Origin of the sequence: Tateyamaria sp. syn59 (genome assembly GCF_007995245.1) — a bacterium.
Lineage (GTDB): Bacteria > Pseudomonadota > Alphaproteobacteria > Rhodobacterales > Rhodobacteraceae > Tateyamaria.
This window is the reverse complement of sequence record NZ_VCBA01000009.1, coordinates 40556-63931: the sequence shown is the minus strand read 5'-3', so window position 1 is coordinate 63931 and position 23376 is coordinate 40556. Positions and strand designations below refer to the sequence as shown.

General features: G+C 55.9%; 17 protein-coding genes and 1 pseudogene. 5 read left to right on the top strand and 13 right to left on the bottom strand.

Going from position 1 to position 23376, the window contains the following annotated elements; translation table 11 throughout:
- Window positions 1–236: 236 nt before the first annotated feature.
- A complete protein-coding gene (locus FD715_RS16780; RefSeq protein WP_223274945.1) occupies window positions 237–2402 on the top strand; it encodes a TonB-dependent receptor in 2166 nt (721 codons plus the stop codon).
- A 51-nt stretch (window positions 2403–2453) separates the two neighbouring features.
- On the opposite strand, the gene FD715_RS16775 is transcribed toward FD715_RS16780, so the two are convergent.
- The 3 genes from FD715_RS16775 to FD715_RS16765 all read right to left on the bottom strand — a co-directional run bounded on the left by FD715_RS16775 (window position 2454) and on the right by FD715_RS16765 (window position 6176).
- Window positions 2454–4103: a PepSY domain-containing protein gene (locus tag FD715_RS16775; RefSeq protein WP_147112414.1), complete on the bottom strand. Its 1650-nt coding sequence runs from the start codon at window positions 4101–4103 to the stop codon at window positions 2454–2456.
- Complete coding sequence (locus FD715_RS16770; protein WP_147112411.1) at window positions 4093–4782, bottom strand: DUF3325 domain-containing protein; 690 nt, start codon at window positions 4780–4782, stop codon at window positions 4093–4095. The genes FD715_RS16775 and FD715_RS16770 overlap by 11 nt, the downstream gene beginning before the upstream one ends.
- A 668-nt stretch (window positions 4783–5450) precedes the next feature.
- Window positions 5451–6176, bottom strand: coding sequence for an SDR family NAD(P)-dependent oxidoreductase (locus tag FD715_RS16765; RefSeq protein ID WP_147112408.1), 726 nt, complete (start codon window positions 6174–6176; stop codon window positions 5451–5453).
- Window positions 6177–6787: 611 nt separating this feature from the next.
- Between FD715_RS16765 and FD715_RS16760 the strand changes: the two genes are divergently transcribed.
- Both FD715_RS16760 and FD715_RS16755 read left to right on the top strand, forming a co-directional pair.
- Complete coding sequence (locus tag FD715_RS16760; protein WP_223274943.1) at window positions 6788–7366, top strand: Uma2 family endonuclease; 579 nt, start codon at window positions 6788–6790, stop codon at window positions 7364–7366.
- 364 nt (window positions 7367–7730) lie between these two features.
- Window positions 7731–8084: a hypothetical protein gene (locus FD715_RS16755; RefSeq protein ID WP_147112405.1), complete on the top strand. Its 354-nt coding sequence runs from the start codon at window positions 7731–7733 to the stop codon at window positions 8082–8084.
- Between the two features lie 72 nt (window positions 8085–8156).
- On the opposite strand, the pseudogene FD715_RS16750 reads toward FD715_RS16755, so the two are convergent.
- Window positions 8157–8273: pseudogene (locus FD715_RS16750) on the bottom strand (integrase core domain-containing protein); the annotation flags it as partial.
- 234 nt (window positions 8274–8507) lie between these two features.
- Between FD715_RS16750 and FD715_RS16745 the strand changes: the two are divergent.
- A complete protein-coding gene (locus tag FD715_RS16745) occupies window positions 8508–10058 on the top strand; it encodes an aldehyde dehydrogenase family protein (RefSeq protein ID WP_147112402.1) in 1551 nt (516 codons plus the stop codon).
- A 131-nt stretch (window positions 10059–10189) separates the two neighbouring features.
- Here the strand turns inward: FD715_RS16745 and FD715_RS16740 are convergent, their stop codons facing one another.
- The 9 genes from FD715_RS16740 to FD715_RS16700 form a co-directional block, all read right to left on the bottom strand.
- Entirely contained in the window at window positions 10190–12322 is a 2133-nt protein-coding gene (locus FD715_RS16740) for a TonB-dependent receptor (RefSeq protein ID WP_147112398.1), read from the bottom strand.
- Between the two features lie 144 nt (window positions 12323–12466).
- Window positions 12467–13492 carry a siderophore-interacting protein gene (locus FD715_RS16735; protein ID WP_147112395.1) on the bottom strand — a complete coding sequence of 342 codons (1026 nt, stop codon included), beginning with the start codon at window positions 13490–13492 and terminating at the stop codon, window positions 12467–12469.
- A 9-nt stretch (window positions 13493–13501) separates the two neighbouring features.
- Window positions 13502–14278 (bottom strand): ABC transporter ATP-binding protein, encoded by a 777-nt coding sequence (locus FD715_RS16730; RefSeq protein WP_147112392.1) that lies wholly within the window; start codon window positions 14276–14278, stop codon window positions 13502–13504.
- A complete protein-coding gene (locus tag FD715_RS16725) occupies window positions 14275–15303 on the bottom strand; it encodes an iron chelate uptake ABC transporter family permease subunit (RefSeq protein WP_147112389.1) in 1029 nt (342 codons plus the stop codon). The genes FD715_RS16730 and FD715_RS16725 overlap by 4 nt, the downstream gene beginning before the upstream one ends.
- Complete coding sequence (locus tag FD715_RS16720) at window positions 15300–16268, bottom strand: iron ABC transporter permease (protein ID WP_223274941.1); 969 nt, start codon at window positions 16266–16268, stop codon at window positions 15300–15302. The genes FD715_RS16725 and FD715_RS16720 overlap by 4 nt, the downstream gene beginning before the upstream one ends.
- Before the next feature lie 8 nt (window positions 16269–16276).
- On the bottom strand, window positions 16277–17335 hold the full coding sequence (locus FD715_RS16715) for an iron-siderophore ABC transporter substrate-binding protein (protein WP_223274939.1): 1059 nt from the start codon (window positions 17333–17335) through the stop codon (window positions 16277–16279).
- A 382-nt stretch (window positions 17336–17717) separates the two neighbouring features.
- Window positions 17718–19829 carry a TonB-dependent siderophore receptor gene (locus FD715_RS16710; RefSeq protein WP_147112383.1) on the bottom strand — a complete coding sequence of 704 codons (2112 nt, stop codon included), beginning with the start codon at window positions 19827–19829 and terminating at the stop codon, window positions 17718–17720.
- A gap of 96 nt (window positions 19830–19925) precedes the next feature.
- The gene (locus tag FD715_RS16705) at window positions 19926–20786 is read right to left on the bottom strand and encodes a helix-turn-helix domain-containing protein (RefSeq protein ID WP_147112380.1); all 861 of its coding nucleotides are present in this window, start codon (window positions 20784–20786) and stop codon (window positions 19926–19928) included.
- A 224-nt stretch (window positions 20787–21010) separates the two neighbouring features.
- Window positions 21011–21493: a hypothetical protein gene (locus FD715_RS16700; protein ID WP_147112377.1), complete on the bottom strand. Its 483-nt coding sequence runs from the start codon at window positions 21491–21493 to the stop codon at window positions 21011–21013.
- 195 nt (window positions 21494–21688) lie between these two features.
- Here FD715_RS16700 and FD715_RS16695 point away from each other — a divergent pair, with 195 nt between their 5' ends.
- Window positions 21689–23347, top strand: a complete 1659-nt coding sequence (locus FD715_RS16695; protein ID WP_147112374.1) for an ABC transporter ATP-binding protein — start codon at window positions 21689–21691, stop codon at window positions 23345–23347.
- Window positions 23348–23376 lie beyond the last annotated feature (29 nt).

Genomic DNA, 23376 nt, shown 5'->3' with positions numbered 1-23376 from the left:
ATGGCAAGCCTCACTGTTGCAAAAAAACCTGGCTCAATTGTGTTTGTCAGCGACGTGTAGAAAGACTGCTTGCTGTCAGAGCGGTCAGGTGATGCAACCATCCTGACGTACTGCGCATCGCAGTATGAGATCGCGCAAGCTTCCACCCAGCCAGCCCTCACGTAGAACCCAAGTTAAGTCCGAGGACAGTCATGGCTGGACGTCACCTATTCTATTGCTTTGTCTCGACTATCGCATTGACCACCGGTCCTGTTCTTGCTCAAGAGGAACCTGTTGACCTTGGTGTCATCATCTTGCGCGGAGAGTTGCAGAGCAGAACGGTTCAGGACAGTGCCACATCTGTTGCGGTGGAAACGGGCGAAGAACTGGAGCAACGCAGCGAGCAGGACGTTTATGACATGCTGGAGCGCACGCCAGGCGTGACAACAACCGGCAAAAACGCCGGTATTTCGATCCGTGGTGTTCCACGTAATGGTTTGGGAGGCGGGGGCAGTCCTGTGGTTTCGCTGCAAGTGGACGGTATCGCGTTGCCAAGCACGCAATCTGCGTTCTTTGGTCCGTACTCAACCTGGGATCTTGAGCAAGTGGAAGTGTTGCGCGGCCCGCAGTCGACCCAACAGGGACGCAATGCGCTGGCCGGAGCCATTGTGATACGTTCGAAAGATCCAACTTATGAGGAGGAGTACAAACTTCGCTTTGGCATTGGTGAACGTGGGACCGTTGAACGCGCTGTCGCAATCAACTTGCCTCTCATCGAAGATCGGCTGGCCCTTAGATTTTCCGTAGAGAGTTTTGAAACCGATGGGTCAATTACAAACCCGACGCTTGGCACAGATGCTTTTGATCGCCAGGAGGCAACGACCTATCGGGCCAAACTGCGGTGGGATCCGACCGATTCAGTAAATGTCGTGTTCTCTTTGAACAGAGCGCGAAACTTTGGCACTTTCGCGCAGGTTGAAGAGGCACTGTTTCCCGTCCAACGCATCAGTCGCGCCGACAGTGATTTTCGCCACGGCGCAGAGCATCGCTTTGGCGGTGTGAAAGTGAACTGGGAGATCAACAACGTTTGGACGCTGGAGTCGGAGACGAGTTACTACGAAGCCGACTACCTGCGTCGTGCCGATAATGATTTTACAGCCGTGCCGCTTGGAACGTTTGTAAGGACCGGCAACCCCGAGGCCTTTGAGCAAGATCTTCGCCTGCGGTTCGACTATGAACATGTCAGAGGTGTGGTTGGCCTGTTTTACGGAACAAATGACAGTGACAACATTACGTCGACAACTGGTGACGCAAGCGCATTCAACTCACGTTTGCCTGGTACTCTGCCGCCATTTCTGCTGGGCGAGGTCAGTTTGGTGCAAGACCGCAATTTTGGGTCGTCGTCAAAGAACTACGCCGTCTTTGGTGAAGCAGATTTCGACATCACCTCTGTTCCGGGTCTGACGGCAACTGTCGGCTTCCGATATGACAGAGATACCCTGGACAATCGCCGAACCGAATTGGACAGCGCAGATTTCTCGCCATACTTGACGCGCCTGCAGGGATTGGGTCTCCCTCCGACAACGATCGCAGGTATCCAAGCCAGGCTGGAGGCGCTGCTCGGAGCGCAGATCGAACCAACGGAAACGAGCGAAACGTTTGATGCGTTTCTGCCCAAGGTCGGGCTGACCTACGACTGGAACGACGATATCTCGACGGCCTTTACGATCCAGCGAGGTTACCGGGCCGGTGGCTCGGGCATCAACCTGTCGTCTGGCAATCAGTTCTCCTTCGGCCCTGAATACACGACCAACTATGAGTTTGCCTTTCGCGGCAGTTTCATGGATGGGAGGCTGACCACGAACGCGAATATTTTCTTCACCGAATGGGAAGATCAGCAGGTCTCCAACCAAAACCCTGCCGATGTCCTCGACGCAGAAACGGTGAATGCGGCGAAGTCCGAACTGTACGGCTTTGAAGTGAGCGTGGAAGCTGAGGTAACGCGGAAGCTGGATATCTTTGCCGGTGTCGGATACGCGAAAACCGAGTTTAAGGACTTTGTCCTTAACCGAGGGCTTCCGAACGAACAGGATTTTTCCGGCAACAGCTTTGGCAGTCCGGAATGGTCTGGAGCGATTGGCGGAACCTACTATTTTGACAACGGCATCAGCGCATCGCTCGACGCTTCGTATCGCGGTTCATCCTTCACAAATTTCAGGAACACCGAGCGCTTTGACAATCGTCTTCTGGTAAATGCGCGGGTCTCTTATGACAATGGACGCGGGCTGACGGCCACTCTTTACGCAAACAACCTGACGGACGTTGACTTTGCGTCGAGTGGCGCACGGGCGACGCCCGCGGGGCCCGTGATCAGTGTCGGTGAGCCCAGAACAATTGGCGCCTTTATCCAGTACGAGTTCTAAAGGATATTGTGCCAAACTCACGAAAGGCGGCCCGGTGGGGGCCGCCTTTGTCTATTCTGCGGCCACCTTTTCCTCTGCCGCCACTGAAGCGACCGGATGCGGTGCTTGTTCTTTCTGTGAGTCCGTCACTGTTGAGCGGTTCGTGCTTTTGCTTCGGGCGGTTTCGGCTTCGATCGCCCAGTTCGCACGGAGGCGATGCGCGGCGTAAGCAGAGACCGCGCAGCAAACAAGAAGCGACAGGTCTATTCCAGCAATCGCCCAGTGACCGGTGCTGACTGTCAGTATCAGGTGATCACCTGTGGTAATCCAGTTTGCGACAGCAGCACCGAAGCAAAGAAAGGCGATCAAAACGGCCTGATCAAACCAGGCCTTTTTCTTGCGAAGACCGCCATGGACCAGCGCAAGCAGGTACACCAGGTAAAAGATGATAACTTCCCAGAAGATCTTGAGAATCCCGAGAAATTCCCACTGACCGCCTGGCAGGACCCGATTGGCAAAAAAGTAGGCAGCGGTGGCCGATAACATACCCATTACACCCCAAATGGTCAGGGCTTCAACCACGGGTAAACCGTACCCGCCTTGGCGGCTGTGTTTGCGACGGCGGGATTCGAGCCAATAGATGTAACCAGTGGCGATCATGATGCAGCCCGCGATACCACCGGCCACGTACAACCAGCGCAAAAGGGTATGATCAAAGTGTATTTCGTGCATGCCTCTGATAAAGGCCTGGGTGTAACCGGCAGAGCTTATCCAGGGTTCGGTGAGCATTTCACCACTGACTTTGTCAAATGTGATCGGCTGCGTGTAGTCGTCTATGCGGTGATCGATATTCGCACGGATGCGCACAGTCCCGTCCGCGCGACTGAGGTGGTCGATGTAGATTTCCTTGACGGTGAAGCCTGGGCCCCACTCTCGCTGCGCACGGATGATCATGGCGTCCAAAGATGCGATCCCCAGATGCACGGTCTGATCATCAGGCTGTTCGGCATAGAAAGACTGCACCTCATTGGCCACCTGCGCTCTGACACCGTCTGTCTGTCCGTAAATCCCCTTTAAGCTGGCCTCCAGGTAGAAGGTCGCAAAAATCAGAACGCCGGTGATTGTGATCATGAGATGGAAAGGCATCGCAAAGACCGACGTCATGTTGTGCAGGTCCAGGCTCTTTCTGGGGAGCTTCTTTGCAGCCCGGAACGTGAAGAAGTCTACAAAGATCTTTTTGTGAATGATGATTCCGGAAAACAGGCCCAGCAGCAGAAACATTGACGTCAGGCCCACGATCCAGCGGCCCGAATGGCCGATGTTGAGCTGGTAGTGGAACGGGTAAAAGAAGTAGCTTGCCGCGCCGCTGTCCAGTTCGCCTGTGATCTGGAGTGTGTGCTGGTCAAGGTAGACCGGCATCATGCTACCCTTTTCGGTAAACGCAATAATCGATGGGGCAGGGGCCCGGTCAGTTGGCATTGCCAAGACTAGGCGATCAAGGTCGTGTTCAGAAAAATGCGCGCGCGCGGTGTCGAGTATTGCGTCAGCCGAGACAATTTGGGCCGGCGCGGCATCGCGTGCGTAAGGCCAGAACCACTGATCCGTCTCGTCCTTGAACACGCTGAGCGTGCCCATCCAAAAAATGGCAAACATGACCGCCCCGAGGATGACACCCGACCAGGTGTGCAGCCAATCCATGCTGTCCTTGAACTCAGGGCGCATCGGACTCCACTCCGTCAGTGTCAAAGGGCGCGGTGAAGCCGCGCACTAGGCGTGCGAACGGGCGCAGCATCCTCGGCCGATATGCCAAGGTGAATGAGACCGCCAACGCACCTGAAAATGCCCACATGGGGTAGATCAGTAATCCAAATCCCCATCCTTCGTGGATAATGGCAAGCGCAAACCCAAGTGCGATGAGCGAGCACCCGATTGCCTTGAAGGTGTGCGACGTCGCTGGGCAGATCGCCTTTTCACCTGTTACCAGCGTCCAGTGTTTAAGCTGCGATAGGGCAAAGCCTGCAAAGGCGATGGCAGCTGTTAGGATTGTCAGCAGGCGCAGGACTGTCTTTGTGATTTGCGGACCGTAACCCAGATTTTGATCACCGCCGTTGAGATAGATGACAAGCATCGAAAGCACGGTGACCAATGAAAAAACAAACCAAACCTGACCTAAGCTGCGGGCTGAAAAACACCAAAGCGAGGCGAGAAAAAACACCACGATCCCTGCATAGGCCGACCAAAAGAACGAGTCGCCTGTACTGACGCTCGCATTGGCTCCTATCCCAAGGGTCAGGGCCGAAACGAACATCAGCGTGACGACGAAACTGCCGACTAATGAAAGAACAACTCTGTGCACAGGGTCGATCCACAGATTTGCAGATTTTACTGAGTTTTCGGACATAGGTTTGCTCGCACACTGTATACCGATGTTGGGTAGGGGGGCCGTAGTGTGCTAGCGCTTCGGCTGGCTACGTCACTTGTCTGTTAAAGTATTTTTCAGTGAAACGATCAAGAGACACGGAAGGCATATCCTCAGAAGTCCTTTGAAAGTACTTCTCTCAGCGTGGCGCCGTTGAGCATATGCTTCGCCAACATCGTCATGGTCTGAGTATCCTCCGCTTCAACAGCCTTTGAAAGCCACGCGTCGATGCCACCATAGATCGACCAACACTTTCAGAAGGTCTTATCACTGGTCCCATGCTTGCAGCACAGGCCCTTCTCGCCAAACCTGGCCCGATGCTCCTTCAGGATGGCACCTTTTGGCGGTATCGTTTGCATACGCCCGCTGAGCAATGAATGGTTTGTTCTGCGCCGAGGCGGCTTTCTCTTCACCCTATGTTTTTTCAGTCAAGGAACAGAGCCTACCTCGACGCGAGGACACTTGAGGGGCACCGGTCAAGTTCGCAAATCTCGATTGTGGGTATCTACGTGTTGCGGGTTGCGTTGGAACCGCCACAGTTAGGAAAACGGGATAGAACATCCTGTTGAAGTTCAGACTATCCGAGCGCGTAGGTTTGGGTCCAAACATCGATGTCCCGCCTGTCTCTTACTAAGGGCGATAACAAGGACTCAAACGTGTTGCCCGCCGTTGATTTCGATCTCGGTCCCACTCACGTAACTTGAATGCTCGGAACAGAGAAAGAAGATCACGTCTGCCACCTCGGATGTCTGGCCGATACGTCTCATTGGCAGTCGTTCGATAATCTTGTCAGTGCCGGGAGACAGTATCGAGGTTTCTATCTCTCCTGGAGCAATGGAATTTACGCGAACGCCGAGAGGACCAAAATCATGAGCCATCTCCCTCGTTAGCGCGGACAACGCCGCCTTTGACGTCGCGTAGGCCGCTCCTGCGAAAGGATGCACACGCGATCCGGCAATGGAGGTCACATTGACAACTGTGCCCTTGGCTTCGACGAGCTCTTCGCTGAGGCCGCGGGCAAGGACGATGGGAGCGAAAAAGTTGACATGAAACACCTTTCCCCAATCCATCAGGTCGGTGTCCATTGTGTTCAGCCGCGAACCGTCTGCTGCTTTGGGTGAAATGCCTGCGTTGTTCACCAGTGCGTCCAGTCGCCCGTTCAGGCGATCCCGGATGACCCCAACCGCGTTGATCGTGTCAGCAGGATCAGACAGGTCGATCTGAACGTGGTTTTCCTCACCACCTGGCCAAGGGCAGCTTTGGTCGAATGCCTGCCGTGAGCAGGTCAGAACGCGCCAACCTTCCGCCGAGAACTTCTTGACCGTCGCATGACCAATTCCGCGACTTGCGCCAGTGAGCAAAAGGACCTTGCTCATTTCGGACAACTCCCTTGCCGCTTGCATGCCAAGACAACTATGCCCGATTTGAATCAGAAGATACAAAGATCCGTGTTTCGTCCGACACGATAAAATGCTCAGTTGCGCGCTGGTAGTGCTCTTCTGGTAGCAAAACGTGCCAGAAAAGTGCTGCAGAACGAGCAAAGCAAGCAAACGAACCCTGCAATACATGACGGAGCACCGTTTTCGCAAAGTATTAGGCTGCCGACTTATGGCGTGAGACTTGTACGCCTTACACTGGCCATCCGGTCCGCCTGCTTGGTTTTTTGCGCGGTTCTGAGACAGGAAGGATCGACCTGAAGGCACCGTCTTTCCCCCTGACCAAGACCGATGCGGGCGGCATGGCACAGTGCAAACTCTTTGAGACCCGACGCGCGGCCTACCGACGCCTGTAAGTGGCTGCGGACTGTAGCAAGGACCGGGACGCGCACTTCAAGATTATCCGCTTGAGGCTGGGCCGTGGCCCCGTCTGGGCGAACTGGATGGTGCTGTGCGCTGATGATGCAGGCTGATTTTCAAAGGAAAGAGAGGGCTTTGTGTCCTGTCGTGGCAACTTGCCAGCAAAATTGTTATATGATGATGGAAGCTTCATGATGAGACACGCCATGAACAAGATGATCCGACCGCGCGGGACAGCCACGTACCAGGACGTGATCGACGCGCCGCCCAATGTGACGGCCGAGATCATCTACGGTGCGCTGCACACGCATCCACGGCCCGCTCCGAAGCATGCCGTCTCACATTCGAGTTTGGGTGCCGAACTGCACGGGCCCTTCAGCAAAGGCAGCGGTGGTCCAGGCGGATGGTGGATTCTGGATGAACCAGAGGTCCACCTGGGCACGGATGTTTTGGCTCCAGATGTCGCTGGATGGCGCCGAGAACGGATGCCCACCATCCCGGACACTGCCTGGTTCGACATCGTGCCGGATTGGGTCTGCGAGATACATTCTCCATCCACCCGCAAGGTGGATCAGATCGACAAGAGCGAAATCTACGCCACCTTTGGCGTGAAGCATATGTGGTTTGTCGATCCCGACGAACGCACATTGATTGCCTACGAGAACAACGACGGCGCCTGGACTACCATCGCCACGCTGCGCGATGATGATCCCGTCTGCGTGGCGCCCTTCGATGCCATCACCTTCAAGCTGGATGACCTCTGGGCCTGACGGCCCGTCACGCACAAAAATCTCTTCTTCAGAGTGCAAGGCCCGGTCAATCGACCGGGCTTTCTGCGTTCTGGTGCCCGGAAAGGACAGATCTAAGGATACACTGTGGTGAATTTCCGCCGCCACATATCCGGATCGTTGACGCGTGTGTCGATCCTCGGGAAGATCAGACGGACTTCTTCATAAATCACATCCAAACAGAGCATCACCAGGCGGCTGACGGGATAGTTTTACAAGATGGTGAGGAAGAAGACTGCAGCACTACAAGAGCATCGAGTTCTTTGATCAGGGTGTAGCTGATCGAATCCATGACTTTTGGGTGCAATTGTCTGAGCAAATCGCCATGGACGTACTACGCACTTAGATGACCGCAAAGCGAGGAAACATGCGACGCATCGGCTGGGTGGTGATTGTGCTTGCACTGCTTTTTTGGCAGGTGCTGTTTGGGTTTGCGGCGTTCTACTGGCCGCAAACAAACCTGCCGTCTTATGCGTTTTGGTCCTTCGTGGCCTGCGTGATAGCGTATTTTGTCTGGGGGCGGGCCAGTTTTCTTTTCATAGGTATGACGATTAATATCGGGCACTACTATTTTGACCGACTTTATCTCGGCGATGGACTTGGTCCACATGAGCAATGGGTGCCCTACATGCAGGTCATCACAGTCGCGCTCGCCGGACTTGCCGTTTACTTGCGAAAAACTGAGGACGCGGAGACCTGACAGAAACGATTGTCCGAGTACTTTCGCAGTGCTCGCTTATGGGTTGTGACCTGCTCCTATTTAAGCCTGCATTTATTGGCTAGCGCTGTTCGGGGCTTGGTCCCCTCTTGACCGTGGGCGATACTCGCACGGGGTGCGTCCGCCGAGGGTCGAATGCGGACGGTGATTGTTGTAGTCGGCGCGATATGCCGATGAAGACGTGCGGTGATACCGTTACATGCTGATCCGGTTTAGTCCTCTGCCACCTTAGAAAGCGGGAAGTCGGCAACGCGCATCCCAAACGGAGTGCTTCCCGGCCGACGGCGCAATGCTAAGGTCTTATTTTCAAGCCATCGAGTTGGTGGCACCGTATGTCCACCTGCCAGCATCAGAATTCCTCAGCCAGCCATTAACGCCTGAATTCAGACTTCTGGGAGGAAGATCATGAACGTACACACCAATGCGAGCGGTCCCAGCACCGCTTTGGACGCAACTCATTTGGGGGTCGAGTTCCCCTACAAGGCGCGCTACGGCAACTTTATCAACGGCGCATTTGTGGAACCGAAATCCGGGAAATGGTTTGAGAACGTGACCCCGATCACGGGCGAACGCCTGTGCGAGGTTGCGCGGTCCAATGCAGCCGATATCGAGGCAGCACTTGACGCGGCCCACGCCGCCGCCCCGAGCTTTGGCAAAACATCGCTCGCAGAACGATCCACAATGCTGTTTCGCATCGCCGACCGGATCGAACAGAATTTGATGACCCTCGCCGTGGCCGAAACACTGGACAACGGCAAACCCATTCGCGAGTCGGTCAATGCCGACCTTGCGCTGGCCATTGATCACTTTCGGTACTTCGGCGGTGTGATCCGCGCAGATGAAGGTTCGATCGCTGAGATCGATGCAAATACCTATGCGTATCACTTCCACGAACCGCTTGGAGTGGTCGGTCAGATCATTCCGTGGAATTTTCCGATCCTCATGGCGGTGTGGAAGCTTGCGCCCGCGCTGGCCGCAGGAAACGCGGTGGTTCTGAAGCCAGCCGAGCAGACACCAGCGTCGATCATGGTGCTTGTGGAGTTGATCGCGGATCTGCTGCCCGACGGCGTCGTCAACGTGGTCAACGGCTTTGGGGAAGAGGCGGGCGCCGCGCTCTCGACGTCGACACGGATCGCCAAACTGGCATTCACAGGCGAGACGGGCACCGGCAAAATCATCATGAAGGCAGCGGCCGAAAACCTCATCCCCGTAACGCTGGAATTGGGTGGCAAGTCACCGAACATCTTCTTCGGGGACGTCATGGATGCCGACGATGCCTTCCTCGACAAGTGCTTTGAAGGGTTCGCGATGTTCGCCCTTAATCAGGGCGAGGTCTGCACGTGCCCATCCCGGGCGCTCGTGCACGAAAGCATCGCAGAGGCCTTCCTTGAACGTGCCGTCGAGCGGGTCAAAAACATCAAACAAGGCAATCCCCTGCAAATGGAGACGATGATCGGCGGGCAAGCATCGACCGAGCAGATGGAGAAGATCACCGGCTACCTCAAACTTGGTCGGGAAGAAGGCGCAAAGGTGCTTGTCGGTGGCGAAACCGCCGCCTTGGGCGGTGATCTGAACACCGGGTACTATGTCCAGCCCACGGTCTTCCGCGGCGACAATTCCATGCGGATCTTTCAGGAAGAGATCTTTGGCCCGGTCTTGTCCGTGACGACGTTCAAGGACGAGGCGGAGGCGATCGCGATTGCCAATGACACGACCTTTGGCTTGGGGGCAGGCGTCTGGACGCGCGACGGAAATACCGCCTTCCGGATGGGTCGCGCGATTGAGGCGGGCCGCGTGTGGACCAACTGCTACCACCACTACCCGGCACATGCGGCGTTTGGTGGATACAAGAAGTCCGGCATCGGCCGCGAAAACCATAAGATGATGCTGGATCACTACCGCAACACAAAGAACCTGCTTGTCAGTTACGATGAAAATCCGATGGGGTTCTTTTAAACTAATCGACTGCACTATGATGAAAGGGGCCGACGGTTCGTCGGCCCCTTTTTCATGATGCTGATGCCGTCTGATTATGTCGCGGCCTAACCGGCATCCACCTTCCGAAGACGCTGACGTCAATGGCCTTGTTAGAACTCGGCCTGAATGTAGGCGCCGATTGTCCGGGGTTCTCCGACCCGGATAATCGTGGGATCGGCAGACTGGAACCGAGCTGTCGCATAGTCCTCGTCAAACAGATTCCGGGCATAGATTCCTGCCGTCAGATTGTCGTTGATTGGATAGGTCGCGTGGGCGTTTACAAGCCAACGCGAGTCGTCCTTGTACGTATTTGCGTTGTCCTGGAACGAGGCTGCCTTGTAGGACGCATCAACAGCGAGTGAAAAACCACTGTCCCACGTATAGCGTCCGCCGATGCTTGCGGTCCAATCTGGCGCAAAGGGGAATTCATTTCCGGTAAAGTCGTCTGAACCGCTGATGAAGCTTTTGAATTCGGTTTTCGTGTAGCCGACGTTTCCAAAGAGCTCGAGTTGATCGGTCGGCTCTGCTTCGACACTCAGTTCAAATCCGTAAAGCTCCGCCTTGGCCGCGTTAACCGTGTCGAAGTTGAACAGCGGATCAAGCGGTGTACCGGTCTGCGTGCCTGGTACGGAAATCTGCATATCTTTCCAGTCCGTGTAGAACAGGTTGCCTGCAACCCGCAGGCGGTCGTTGTTGAACGAGCCGCGGTATGCAAGTTCGAAGTTGTTTGAGTATTCCGGATCATATTCCGAAAGGAAATTCTCTCCTGGTATAAGCGTTTCGACAAAGTTCGAGCTGACACCGCCGGCGCGGTAGCCGCGTTGTACTGTGAAACTGACCGACTGATCGGGATCAATATCGTAGGTCAAGCCGACCTTTGGCAAAAATGCCTCAAAGCTCTTTTCGCCGGTTGTCAGGCCAATGTCAGGGATCCCGGCGGCCCCATTTAAGAGCGGGCCAAAATCCACAGACTGGGCAAACTTGAACTCTTCTGTGTCATAGCGGGCACCAATCGTCAGGGTCAACCTATCCGCAAGAGCAATGTCCGCCTCGCCATAAATGGCAAAGTTGCGAACCTCGGTTGTGAACTCTTCATTGCGGAAGTCAGAAAAGCCCGGGAAGCCGAGAAGCGTCAGATCGGTGTCTGTACGGGAGGGCCGTGAGTCCTCGGTCTTGGTGTAAAAGAGGCCGAACACGCCCTGAACGCGTTCGCTTTCATATTTGAATTGGATGTCCTGCTCAAAGGTCTGGCTGTCGCCGCTGAAGTCACGGAAAGACTCGCCCGGTTGAAATGGCTTAACGGAGCCTTCTAGCCGCGTATAGTCTTGGTCGTAGAAGTTTGTCTGCGTTTCAAGCGTCCAGAATCCGTTGATGTCGTAACGCGTGGACAGCCCCCAGTTTTGATGGACTGACCCTTCGACCGCGTCCGCTGTGTCGAAGGACACGCGCTCTGCCTCGCGCACATAATCCTCGCCACCAGTGCTGTCGGTGTAACTATACTCCAGAACCGCATCGAACCGGTCGCTGGGCCGCCAGCGCAATTTGGCACGGTACGCTTCGTAGTCGCGCGCGTCATATTCATTGTCATCGCGCGGCTCGCTCCGTACATAACCGTCGGTCGAATTGGTTTCGGCGGTGAACCGCACTGCGACGGTGTCGCTCAGTGGTTCGTTGATCGCAAATGCCAACCGTTGGGTGTTTCGCGATCCAACCTCGGCCCGGAACCGGTATTCTTTGAAAAACTCCGGGTCACGCGTGTTGATGATCACGGCCCCGGCAAGCGCATTTCGGCCCTGTTGTGTCGACTGGGGACCGCGTAAAATCTCGACTTGGCCCACATCCCACGTGGAATAGGGACCAAAGAACGTGGATTGATAGTTGTTCAGCGCGACACCATCGACTTGGACAGACACTAGAGTGCCATTCAACTGGACATTGTTGACGGCCCCGTTGGTTTGAATACCCCGCAACACAAAACCCTTGTTGCCGAAAGTCGTGCTGACATTGGGTGCGCGCTCAACAACATCGTAGATGTCTACATCGCCACGCTTTTCCAGTTCTTCACCGCTTTCGACCACGGCAGAGGTCGAACTGTCCTGAACCGATCGTGTCTGCAATTCGCCAAGGATCAGCGTGCCCAAATCGACTGCATCGTCGGAAGATTGCGCATGTGCGGCTATCGTCAGGGATGTAATGGCAAGGATGGATGTCGCGCAAAGATAGCGCGGGTGGGCAAATAGCATAACGCGGCTCCAAAGGAAGGTCTGGTGAGGAGCTTGGGGGCGTTGGCCTGCCTGGCGCTCGCGTCCTAGCAGTGCGCGGCTTCAAACAGAATGCAGCAGCCGCCTAACGATAACAGCCAGTGACATTTTTGCACATTTACGTGATCAGTCGGACTCCGAAGCCACGCGTGTCCAATAGGTCGCAAGATAGCGCGCAGACTTGGGATGCTTTTCAATCGCATTAGCTTTGCGCAGTAACTTAACCTGTTCTGCTTCCGCAGCGATCCAAACGTATCCATCTGTGCACGCTGACGCCGCCGCGCACACTGCAGTGACAAAAGCATCCGGACCAACCGTTTGAACACTAAGGCCGGGATGCTGCGGCAGCGGATAGTCCTTGCGCATGTCGTGATTCAGAAGGATCACGCGGCCAGATACATCATCTGCAAGGCTTTCGATGATACGCGATATCGCGGGATAAGCGGTTTCGTCGCCCGCTAGTACAACGTCGGACGCATCGATCACACCGCCCCCACCGGGCCCGATCACGGCAACCTGCGTACCCGGTCTGACCTGTATCGCCCAGTCTGATGCCTGGCCGCCTTCATGCACAAACACATCAACGTCGATCTCTGCACCGCGCTGCGCACGCAGGGTGTAGACGGGCCTGTGCAACGCTTTGTCACCGGTTGGCCAGCGTGTTGAACCATTGGCGGTGAGTGTTGGCCACTCAGGATCGGTATTCCCTTGGTGCGGCAGCACGAACCGGAAGTGGATCGCGCGATCATTAAAGCCTTCCGGTTTGGATAGGCACAGGGTTAAGCGCTGGAACGACGGACATAGCCGTTCAGCGGCGATCACCTCGGCAAACTGGAAGTTCGGTGGACGCAGACCTTCTTGCACCGTATCTGACCACGCGATCTGTTGGGTGAGATCAGGCAGGAAGTGGATAATGTGGTCGACCAAGCCTTCGCGCAGAACGTGCAGATTGCTTGGGCCATCAGCCTCAACTTCGATCCTGATAGCGTTTGAGCCACGGTCCACAATACCAAAAACGCCGTATTCTGACTGGATCCGCAGACTGTCGGCACTGTTGTCCAAAACTGGCAAGCCATGTTCCGTGGCCTCGTGCAGCATCAAACCCTTCATTGCGGCAAATGTCAGTCCGTCGATATCGGAATAGACTTTCATGGTGTGCTCTCAGAGTGGAATGACATGGGGTAGATCGTCGATTGGCCCGGTGATGATCTCCGAATGCAAATCGTAGATGGCGAAAATATTGGCTTTCGTGACCACCTCTTTTGGTGTGCCTTGGCAAACGATGCCGCCGCTGCGCAAGGCTATGATGTGGTCAGCAAATCGTGCGGCCAGATTGATGTCGTGCAAAACCATGACGACCGTTAGATCACGCTCTTGTTGCAGCTGCCGCACCAGTTTGAGCGTTCCAATCTGGTAGTGCAGATCAAGAAACGTCGTTGGTTCATCAAGGAGCAGTATGCCGGTGTCTTGCGCCAAGACCATCGCAATCCAGGCCCGCTGCCTTTGGCCGCCCGACAGATCGGACAAGGGACGGTCGGCCTCATCTTCGAGCCCGACTTGGGTGAGCGCTTCGCGAACGACCCTCTCATCCCGGTCGGACCATTGTTGAAGCGGGTTCTGATGTGGCGTGCGTCCACGCGCAACAAGGTCGATGACCCGCATGCCCGTCGGGGCCTCGGCACTTTGTGGCAGCAGTGCAATGGCGCGTGCGACAGCGCGGGTGTTTTGGCGATGCAGTGGCGTGCCGTTCAATAATGCTGCGCCGCTCTTTGGTACAATCAATCGCGCAAGACAGCGAAGCAAGGTGGATTTGCCGCAGGCGTTGGGGCCGACAATCGCCGTGACCTTGCCGCTTGGAATATCAAGCGTGATCCCGTCCAGCACTGGGCCATTGCCATAGCTGAATTCAAGATCTCGCGTGACCAGTTGCGATGTCATCTACGCGCCTTTCGACTTTGGAGGATGAGGACCCAGATCAACACCGGTGCACCAATCAGCGCGGTGAAGATCCCAGCAGGCAAAACGAAAAGCGCAGGCAATGCTTGGGCCGCCCGGTCTGCCAATAGGGTCACCAGCGCGCCAACAAGAGCGGCAGAGAACAACGTGGGACGCGGCAGACCGTTCAGCCCATGCGCAATCGGTCCGGCCACGAAGGCCACAAATGGCAGTGGGCCGGCGGTTGCGACGCACAAGGCGACAAGGACAACGGCCAAAGTGATGGTGATCAGACGTATTCTTACAACCGGCAGGCCCCAACTGATTGCCACATCATCGGCGACCGAAAGGCGGTTCAAGGAAAACTGTTGCCAAAAACACAGTGGTGCGACTGCTGCGAGACCAGCCCAGATCAGTCCGGTATCATCCCAACTGCGCGCATTGAGCGACCCAACGATCCACTTGACCAACTCGCCGACATTATTGGCGTCAAGCCGTGTCATCAGTAGATCGGTGATGACACCAAGGCTTACCGTCAAACCGACACCGACCAGCACAATGGCGCCCGGCGTCAGCCCCTTGTTCCAACTCAAGGCCAACAGCAGCGTGGCAGCCAAAGCGCCCCCTGCCAATGCGCCGAGCAAAACAAACGCTGTTGTTCCGATGAGAGCAACTGACATCACAGCGCCAAGCCCCGCTCCGGCGCTGAACCCGATCACATCGGGGGAGGCGAGCGGGTTGCGCAAGAGCGTTTGCACCATCTCGCCTGCCAATCCAAATGCAAGGCCGACACCCAGAGCCGTCAACAACCGTGGCAAGCGATTTTCGAGAACAACCATCTGGGTGACCTGGTCGGCGGTGCCGTTGAGCGCGGCCAAAACATCCGAAAATGTGATCGGAAACGTGCCGCCCAGCAACCCGGTTGCCAGCATCGCCAGCACACCAAGCAGCAGCAGCGCATTGACGACGACGATCCTGCTTGTGATCCGTGCTGACAACAGGCGATTGCGGAGAACAAGCGTTGTCACAACCGCACCTCGCGCCGTCGTTGTACGAGAAGGACCAAGGCCGCACCGCCAATCAGTGCCATCACGGCGCCTGCCTCAACCTCTTGTCCGGGCAGTATGAAACGCCCCGCTACATCCGCAATCATCGCCAGTGCTGCACCCAGTACCGCCGATCCAAAAGCAAGCCGTCTTGTGTCACCATGTACGAATGGCCGCACAAGATGCGGAACGACAAGCCCTACAAAGGCGATAGGTCCCGCAACCGAAACGGTTGTCCCGCACAGCAGCACAACGGCAATCAAACTGACCAGACGTGTCAGTCCAACGCGCACACCTAGTGCACGCGCAGTGTCGTCTCCGACAGCCAACGGGTTGAGCAGAAATGAAGCGATTGCTGCCGCTATGAAGCCAAGAACAAACAAGGGCGACACGGCCCAAAGGCTTTGGGGATCGATCTGGTTGAAGCCGCCAAGAACCCAGTATCTATAAATGTCCAGGGATTGGCGGCTGAGGATCAGCAGACCCCAGGTCAGCGAAAGAAATAGGGCGCTCAAACCCGCTCCGACAAGCACCATGCGGATCGGGTCAGGCCCGTCGCGTCGCATGCCACCACCCAACAGCAGAACAAGGACAGCTGATACCGTAGCGCCGGCCAAAGCGGGGATAACGAGTGCACCGGGCGCCGTCAGTTGCAACGCCCAGATGCCGACGGCAACGCCAAAAGCTGCACCACTGTTGATGCCTAAAATGCCTGGATCAGCCAGAGGGTTCCGCGTCATCGTTTGCATAAGCGCCCCGGCAACACCAAGCGCAGCGCCGCCGATCAGAGCAGCCACCGCACGTGCAACGCGCAACTCCCGAACAACCATGTGGTCTGCGTTACTTGCATCGAAGTTCAGCAGCGCATCGACAACTTCGCCAAGGGGCACATCGCGCACCCCAAGTCCAAGCGACGCCACTGCCGCACACAGCGCAACTACTCCCATACTTCGATTCATTCGGGCACACCGGGAACAGTTGTGTCGGGTTTCCCATCCAAAGCGGCCTCAATCATCGGCTCTAGCCGATCCAAGGCATAGTTCAGGGCGAGGGGGCTGGAATGGCTCAGTGCCGCCGTCAAAACCGGGTCAGCAACAATCTCGCGACCTTCCCGGTATGCTCGCATCGACCGGCGCAGCGTGATCCGCTCAAGACTGTTTTTTGGATCAGCGACAGTCAGCCAGAGCAGCAGATCTGTATCAATTGGGTCCAACTGTTCTTGAGACAGACGGACATTGTACGTGGTGGGTCCGGCCAGCGCCTCGACTTGTGGGGCGTTTACAAAGCCAAGCTGTTCCAGAAACTGCCCGCGCAAATCCGCGCGGGTGTATGCACCAATCTGATCTGGCCAAACCGCTGAGGCTGTTCGGCCCTGCCAATGTGGATAGGCACCGCGCAGCCTCGCAAATCGTGCTTCAATCTGGGCAATTTGTGCTTCCGCCGTCTCCTCGATGCCCAAGGCGCGTCCGACTTGACGTGTCATCTGTTGCCACGTCGCGCTGAAGTCGCTGGCACCTGCAGGCGGCGGCAATGTCGGCGCGATACTGGAGAGTAAATGGTATTCGGTTTCAGTGATGCCGGACCACTGTGCCAAGATAAGGTCGGGTTTAAGCAGCGCGATCGCCTCGACATCTATACCACCTGTAATGATGTGCGGCTGTGCATCGCCCAGGTATTCGGAAGCCCACGGCCAAACGCCGGACGGGTTGTTCCCGTACCAATAGCGCAGCGCGATCGGAACATGCCCAAGGCCCAGAAGATAGTCATGGCCAATGAACGAAAGTGATACGACGCGTTGCGGTGTCCCAGAGATTTCCGTGTGTCCAAAGCGATGATGCAGCACACGAGGATCTGCCGTCGCCATGACCGGCAGAAAGAGTATGAGCAGCATACATGCAAGGCGCAGCACCACGACAGCGAACCTATTTCCATTGGAATGAAATGGTGTGGCTGGCGAACGACGCGGGCTCACGACAAGCATATGCCTACCTTGTCCGCCAATGACCAGAGCCAATCTGGTGCGCAGCCAGTAGCGGCGTGATCAGTTTCGCTGATATGCGAGCATCGTCCTGCGCCTTCAATAGTGCTGACTGCAAGCAGGTTTACGGTGCCGGTTTGGACCATCTATCGTCCGCCGATCCAACACTTTTACCGTCGGCCAGCATGTATTTCGAGCAGGAGGCCGACTGATATAGACGCGGCTCACCAACCTTTGGCTTACGACATGTATAGAGTAACCTTACAGTCTAATCGCATTGCCGCGCACAGTGTTAACGGTCGCATGATTAAACGGATGAAGGCAGTGCTCCCTTAAGCAGGCCGATTTCCGCGGAAACAAGCTTTTGCGTATCGATACACAGGCTTGAAACGGTTCCAGCGCCTCTACAAGAACTCCATTACCACTGGTAGGTCACACGTGCCTGGAGCGTTCGACCATCCCCGAAAAAGCACCCGAACGGGCCGCAATTTGCAACATATGCCTGGTCGGTGAGGTTGGTTATGTTGAGCGACATGTTCAAATTCTCGCGCACTTGATAGCTTGCGCGCACGTCGAGCAATGTCACACCTTCAAGGCCAAGGGTGTTGCCTGCGTCGCCAAAACGATTGTCGATAAAGCGCACGCCACCGCCCAGTTCAAGGCCGCCGAGTTGGGAGCCGCCGTCAAAGGCATAGTTTGCAAAAAGTCCGAAGCTTTGCTCGGGCGCGTTTGGCAATTCGTTGCCTTCGTTGACTCCTGACAGAACCTTGGTTTGGTTGTAGGTGTATTGCCCGCGAATGCTCCAGCCGTTGTTGAGGTCGATCGTGCCCTCAAGCTCCAGCCCGCGCGAATGGGCTTCGCCAATCTGGCGAGTGCCCGTTGCAGTACCTTCTGTCACAGTATTGGGAATGTTCTGCTGACGCAGATCATAGATGGCGGCGGTGAACAACGCATCGAGGCCATCGGGTTGCCACTTCAAACCGACCTCCCACTGCTCGCCCTCGGTTGGTTTCAATGCATTGCCGTCGATGTCAGAGCCAATTTCCGGATCGAAGGAGGTTGTATAACTGCCATAGGGCGCAACCCCGTTGTCGAATACATAAGACAGCCCGATCCGACCGGTGGTTTCTGTGTCATCTTGGTCGATTTCGGAAATACCAAGGCTGTTTCCACTGCGCCCTTTGATTTCGCTCCGGTCGTGCCGGATGGCCAATGAGCCGCGCCAGTTTCCCGTACTAAATTCGTCCTGAGCGTAAAATGCCACCTGTTCCTGCACCAGGTCGTTGACGATAAAAAATGTCGGTCCCCTTAGGTCAGCGCCAGTGCGGACTGGGTTCGATAGGCTGATGGGGTTAGCGTTCAGAAACTCTGTCCGATCCACCAAGTCATAGCGCAAATACTCCATACCAAAGAGTAAGTCATGTGTGACCGCGCCTGTCTCGACAGTTCCGCTTAGCCGCAGGTCCAAGTTGACGGTCTCGGAGTCCTCAAGCTGGTTGATACCGCCGCGGTTGATCGTATCCCCGTCCGCAACTGCGTTTTGTACAAAAAAGCCCGTGTAGTCCCAATCAAAGTTCTGGTAGCGGAAGTTGGCATCGAGCGCCCAGTTGTTGTCCAAATCGTGACGCATTTGGAATCCCAGATTGAGGTTCTTGCGTTCACTCCTGTCGTCGGTCGGATCACCGGCATAAGAGTCGCGCAATTGTTCATCAATGCCCGTGCCGACGAGATCAAAGGGAACGCCAGCGGGCGTGATCGGGTCGTCTTCCTGATACGAGCCGAGAAACTGAAGCTCTGTGCTGGGCGTAATGCTCCAGCGCGTCGCAAGGCCGAGATAGCGCCGTTGTTGTTCAAGTTCTTCCACGTCTTCTTCACTGTCGCGGGCAACGGCCGTTATGCGCGCGGCAAACGTGTCGGAAACGGCAGCGTTCCAATCGACAAAGGCCTCGGTCGCTTGAGGATCGCCAAGACCAACGCCGGCCTCACCAAATGTCAGGAATTGTGCACGTTTCTGGACCTGGTTGATGACACCACCGGGACTGCCTGAGCCATATAGCACAGACGCTGGCCCTTTGAGTATTTCAACGCGTTCGAGTGAGTAGATTTCGAATGAGGGTGCGCCAAGGTTCCGCAAGATGCGCAGCCCGTTGAGATACTGCGCTTCCGACCCGTTGAAGCCTCGGATCGTTGGGCTATCGAACCGGGGGTCTGTGCCAAAGGGCTGTGCGAAGACACCTGCGGAGTATCCTAAAGTATCGCCGAGCGTGGTGGCCCCTTGATCCTCGATCTGTTCGCCGGTGACCACGGAAACCGATTGCGGAATTTCTAGGATCGGTGTCCCGGACTTTGACGCCGTGGCGGAGCGGTCAGCCACATACCCTGGCACAGGGTCAGATGGAGCCGCGTTCAAAATCAGTTTGCCAAGGTCAACCGGGTCGATCAGGTCTGCGGTGGACTGTGCTAAAAGTGCTTGAGCGCCCAATCCAAACGTTGTGCCTGACAGGCATAGAAGTTTGATAATCCGTTTCATAATGTGTCCCCCGGGTATTTTCCCAAAGGCTCGCTAGCGCGTATGGCAACAGCAGTCTTGGATCAGACTGGCGTTTTTTGATCCATTCTGCACATCTTATCCCTTACGCCAGATGGCTGGGGTCTGCCCAACAGCGGCCCTGAAGTTGCGCGTAAGGTGCGCCTGGTCTGCAAAACCCGTGGCTGCCGCAATCTCAGACAACGTTCCATTTGTTTGCCGCATCAGCTCTTTCGCAGCGCTGAGACGTTGGTCCATCAGCCAGCGCAGAGGCGTCGTATCAAGTTCTTTTCGGCAGAGACGGGTCAACCAGCTTTCTGACACGCCGATGACTTCGGCCATGTCAGAAACCGTGATACGATCCTGGAGGTGATCAGATACAAAAGCGCGTAAATCTTCAAATACAGCATGGTTTTGTGCGGCTAACTCAATCGGATCAGACACCTTCCCGATATCCAGAATTTCAGCCAAAAGTGCTGAAACCAGTCCGTCTGCGACCATACTGGGGCGACGCGGGTTGCACACTTCTTCGGCAAGCACGTCGGCAAGGTGAGTTACCGCCCTGGACTGTGTACAAATGACCGGTTTGCGAACGAGGTGATGCGCCCCCATGGCCTGCATTCTTCGCAAGAGTGGGATCGTATCAAGATGGAGATCGAGATGCTTCAGCTTGCACGCCTCGGAAACGGCACTGCGCAATGGCACTCCTCCAGGCACGTAAAGCGCCTGAACACCGTTTTGCCAAGTCGTGCTATCCGCAATGCGGAAGTGAAGTGCGTCTGTCGGTTCGTTCAGGAACACAACCAGCCGCGGGTTTGGTGCCATGTAGTGGCCGCCGCCACCGGATTGGAAACGAACACTCCAAACGTCCCCAATCACGCCGGGCAAACGCCGCCATGACAAAGGTTCCAGCACCCGCATCATGCGTGTCGAGGCAGTCATGTTGGGCATAAAAGTCATCGCATCACCTTGCACGTCGGTTGGAACCCAGTTTGAGCGTAGGCTGGCGATGGTATGCGCTTGCTATGCAACGCGGTGTGGCGTTGCGGAGCTGAACGTTATTGGAAGGTAAGTATCCGCGCAAGCCGCGTGCCTTGGCCGCGGTGCGGTCTTGATTGGTATAAGTAGCCTGTAAACCAATTGGTCGGTCGACAGGTTGCAGATCGCTTCGGACTACCCTTGACTCAGGGTTGAAATCGCAACTCCGTGACGTCCCCAGTGATCAGGCATAGCCTTTCCAAAGCTGCCAGAAATGGCTGTGTATCATCGCCGCAGCACAACATCAGTGCTTTGGTTTGCAGATGTGTTGTGTCACCGGACCTTAAGCCGCGCAGGACCTGAAGCAGATATTGTTCTTCCCGGGTGATGGCATGGTCTGCCAATGCATGACTGTTTCGGTAATATGCAAATGATCCCCTGCGCGTCGCTAGCGCACTGACCGCTAATGAAATTGCATGCGCAATTGTTGCACCGAAAGGTGGTGGAAAACGCTGTTCTGCCGCCATGAATGCTTGCATCCAGCACTGTGTGTCAGGCGCATCGTGCGTCTCAAAGAAATGCCGCGCTACACAAAGAAAGGCCTGTTCGAACGGGTCGAGTTCCAAGCTTTGCCGGTTTCCCATTCCGGGATCACAGAAAAAGATCAGAGATGGAGAATGCTGCGTCATGGTAAGATCCTCAGCGATTGCAGATCGTAGTTGCCTGGCACGCGTCGACGCTTGGTGCACATGCAATGCCTGTGGTTGCGTGCGTATGTCAAGGTTGTCTGACAGGCTTGCGAAAGTGCCGAACACCTGATTGGATCATAGTGCCAGGCTCCGTTCCCAGCTCAGTACCGCAAGCCAATGCGACAGAGCCGAGCAATGTCTACGAAGCCTGAAACCATCCTTGAGATACGCAATCTGTCTATCGCACTTCCACGAGGGGCAGACCGCGAATATGCGGTTGAGAATGTGAACCTGAAGCTGAGGCGCGGTGAAATTCTGTGCGTGGTGGGTGAAAGCGGTTCGGGCAAGTCCGTGATGACGTCGGCCATTATGAATGACGTGCCCGACAGGCTTAGCATCACCTCGGGTGAGGTGATCTTTGACGGGCAGAACGTGCTTCACATGCGCCAAACCGAACTGAACAAGCTGCGTGGCGCGCGCATTTCGATGATCTACCAAGAGCCGATGGCCGCGTTAAACCCGGCAATGAGAATTGGAGCCCAGGTGGACGAGGTCTTTGCTCTGCATCGGCCAGATATCGCGTCGGCAGCGCGCAAGACCGAGACCCTGAAATTGCTGGAGCAGATGAAGCTGCCCACACCGCCGCGTATCTATGACAGCTATCCGCACCAGATGTCGGGCGGTCAATGCCAGCGGATTGTCATCGCCATGGCGCTGGCATGCAAACCGGATGTTCTGATCGCGGATGAGCCTACTACCGCGCTGGACGTGACGACACAGGCGGAAATCCTTCGTCTGATCGACGACCTGCGCGAGGTCTATGACAATGCAACCATTTTTATCACGCATGATTTCGGGGTCGTGGCTGATGTGGCGGACCGGGTCGCCGTCATGTGCTGGGGCAGGGTAGTTGAGGAGGGGCCCAAAGACGAGATCCTCATGCATCCCAAAGAGCCCTACACCCAGCTTCTCGTCGATGCGATGCCGCTGTTGGAGACAACACGCGCACCTGATCAGACCCGCAACGACGCGCCTGTCGTCAAGGTCGAAGGGCTGCACAAGATCTATCATACCGGAACGCGCGAGATACACGCCGTGAACGATGCGCGCTTCGTGCTGCGCGCTGGCGAAACACTTGGCGTTGTCGGGGAGTCAGGTTCAGGGAAATCCACCTTGGCCAAGACTCTGATCCGGCTTGAGGAGGCGACAGAGGGCACAATCATCATCAACGAAGAGGATTTCCTGGGCCTCGTCGGTGATGATTTGGTGCGTGCACGCAAGAATATCCAGATGGTTTTTCAGGACCCTTATGGCTCGCTGAACCCGTCGCAATCGGTGGGCTTCATGATCACGCGGGGGCTGCACCTGCAAGGTCTGGACGCATCCACGGCACGGGCGCGGGCCATCGAACTGCTTGACCAAGTCGGTCTGAGCGAGGCGGCGTATAAACGCAAGCCGCGCAATTTTTCCGGCGGACAGCGTCAGCGCATCGGCGTCGCGCGCGCGCTCGCAATGGAACCAGATGTGGTGATTGCTGATGAAAGCGTTTCGGCGCTGGATTTATCGGTCCAGAAACAGGTTCTGCGGCTGATGAATGATCTGCAAACAAAGTATAAAATGGCGATCATCTTCATCACGCATGATTTGCGGGTTGCGGCCCAAATCTCGGACTACATCACAGTGATGGAAAAAGGGATTATGGTCGAATTCGGGCCAGCAGCTGAGGTCTTTGCCGCCCCAAAGCACCCCTATACCCAAAAGCTACTTGAAGCCGCTCCCGGGCGGGATTGGCATCCACCACGCCTCACACCGGAGCAAGCGGATCGGATTGCTTCAAGCATAGACAGGGCATGAAGCACACGCCTGATAGGTGCATACATGCG

Excerpts from the sequence above, each read along its gene's own strand:
- FD715_RS16775 (WP_147112414.1), bottom strand. The coding sequence starts at position 4,103 with ATGCGCCCTGAGTTCAAGGACAGCATGGATTGGCTGCACACCTGGTCG.
- FD715_RS16770 (WP_147112411.1), bottom strand. The coding sequence starts at position 4,782 with ATGTCCGAAAACTCAGTAAAATCTGCAAATCTGTGGATCGACCCTGTG.
- FD715_RS16765 (WP_147112408.1), bottom strand. The coding sequence starts at position 6,176 with ATGAGCAAGGTCCTTTTGCTCACTGGCGCAAGTCGCGGAATTGGTCAT.
- FD715_RS16760 (WP_223274943.1), top strand. The coding sequence starts at position 6,788 with ATGATGAGACACGCCATGAACAAGATGATCCGACCGCGCGGGACAGCC.
- FD715_RS16755 (WP_147112405.1), top strand. The coding sequence starts at position 7,731 with ATGACCGCAAAGCGAGGAAACATGCGACGCATCGGCTGGGTGGTGATT.
- FD715_RS16745 (WP_147112402.1), top strand. The coding sequence starts at position 8,508 with ATGAACGTACACACCAATGCGAGCGGTCCCAGCACCGCTTTGGACGCA.
- FD715_RS16740 (WP_147112398.1), bottom strand. The coding sequence starts at position 12,322 with ATGCTATTTGCCCACCCGCGCTATCTTTGCGCGACATCCATCCTTGCC.
- FD715_RS16735 (WP_147112395.1), bottom strand. The coding sequence starts at position 13,492 with ATGAAAGTCTATTCCGATATCGACGGACTGACATTTGCCGCAATGAAG.
- FD715_RS16730 (WP_147112392.1), bottom strand. The coding sequence starts at position 14,278 with ATGACATCGCAACTGGTCACGCGAGATCTTGAATTCAGCTATGGCAAT.
- FD715_RS16720 (WP_223274941.1), bottom strand. The coding sequence starts at position 16,268 with ATGGGAGTAGTTGCGCTGTGTGCGGCAGTGGCGTCGCTTGGACTTGGG.
- FD715_RS16710 (WP_147112383.1), bottom strand. The coding sequence starts at position 19,829 with ATGAAACGGATTATCAAACTTCTATGCCTGTCAGGCACAACGTTTGGA.
- FD715_RS16705 (WP_147112380.1), bottom strand. The coding sequence starts at position 20,786 with ATGACTTTTATGCCCAACATGACTGCCTCGACACGCATGATGCGGGTG.
- FD715_RS16700 (WP_147112377.1), bottom strand. The coding sequence starts at position 21,493 with ATGACGCAGCATTCTCCATCTCTGATCTTTTTCTGTGATCCCGGAATG.
- FD715_RS16695 (WP_147112374.1), top strand. The coding sequence starts at position 21,689 with ATGTCTACGAAGCCTGAAACCATCCTTGAGATACGCAATCTGTCTATC.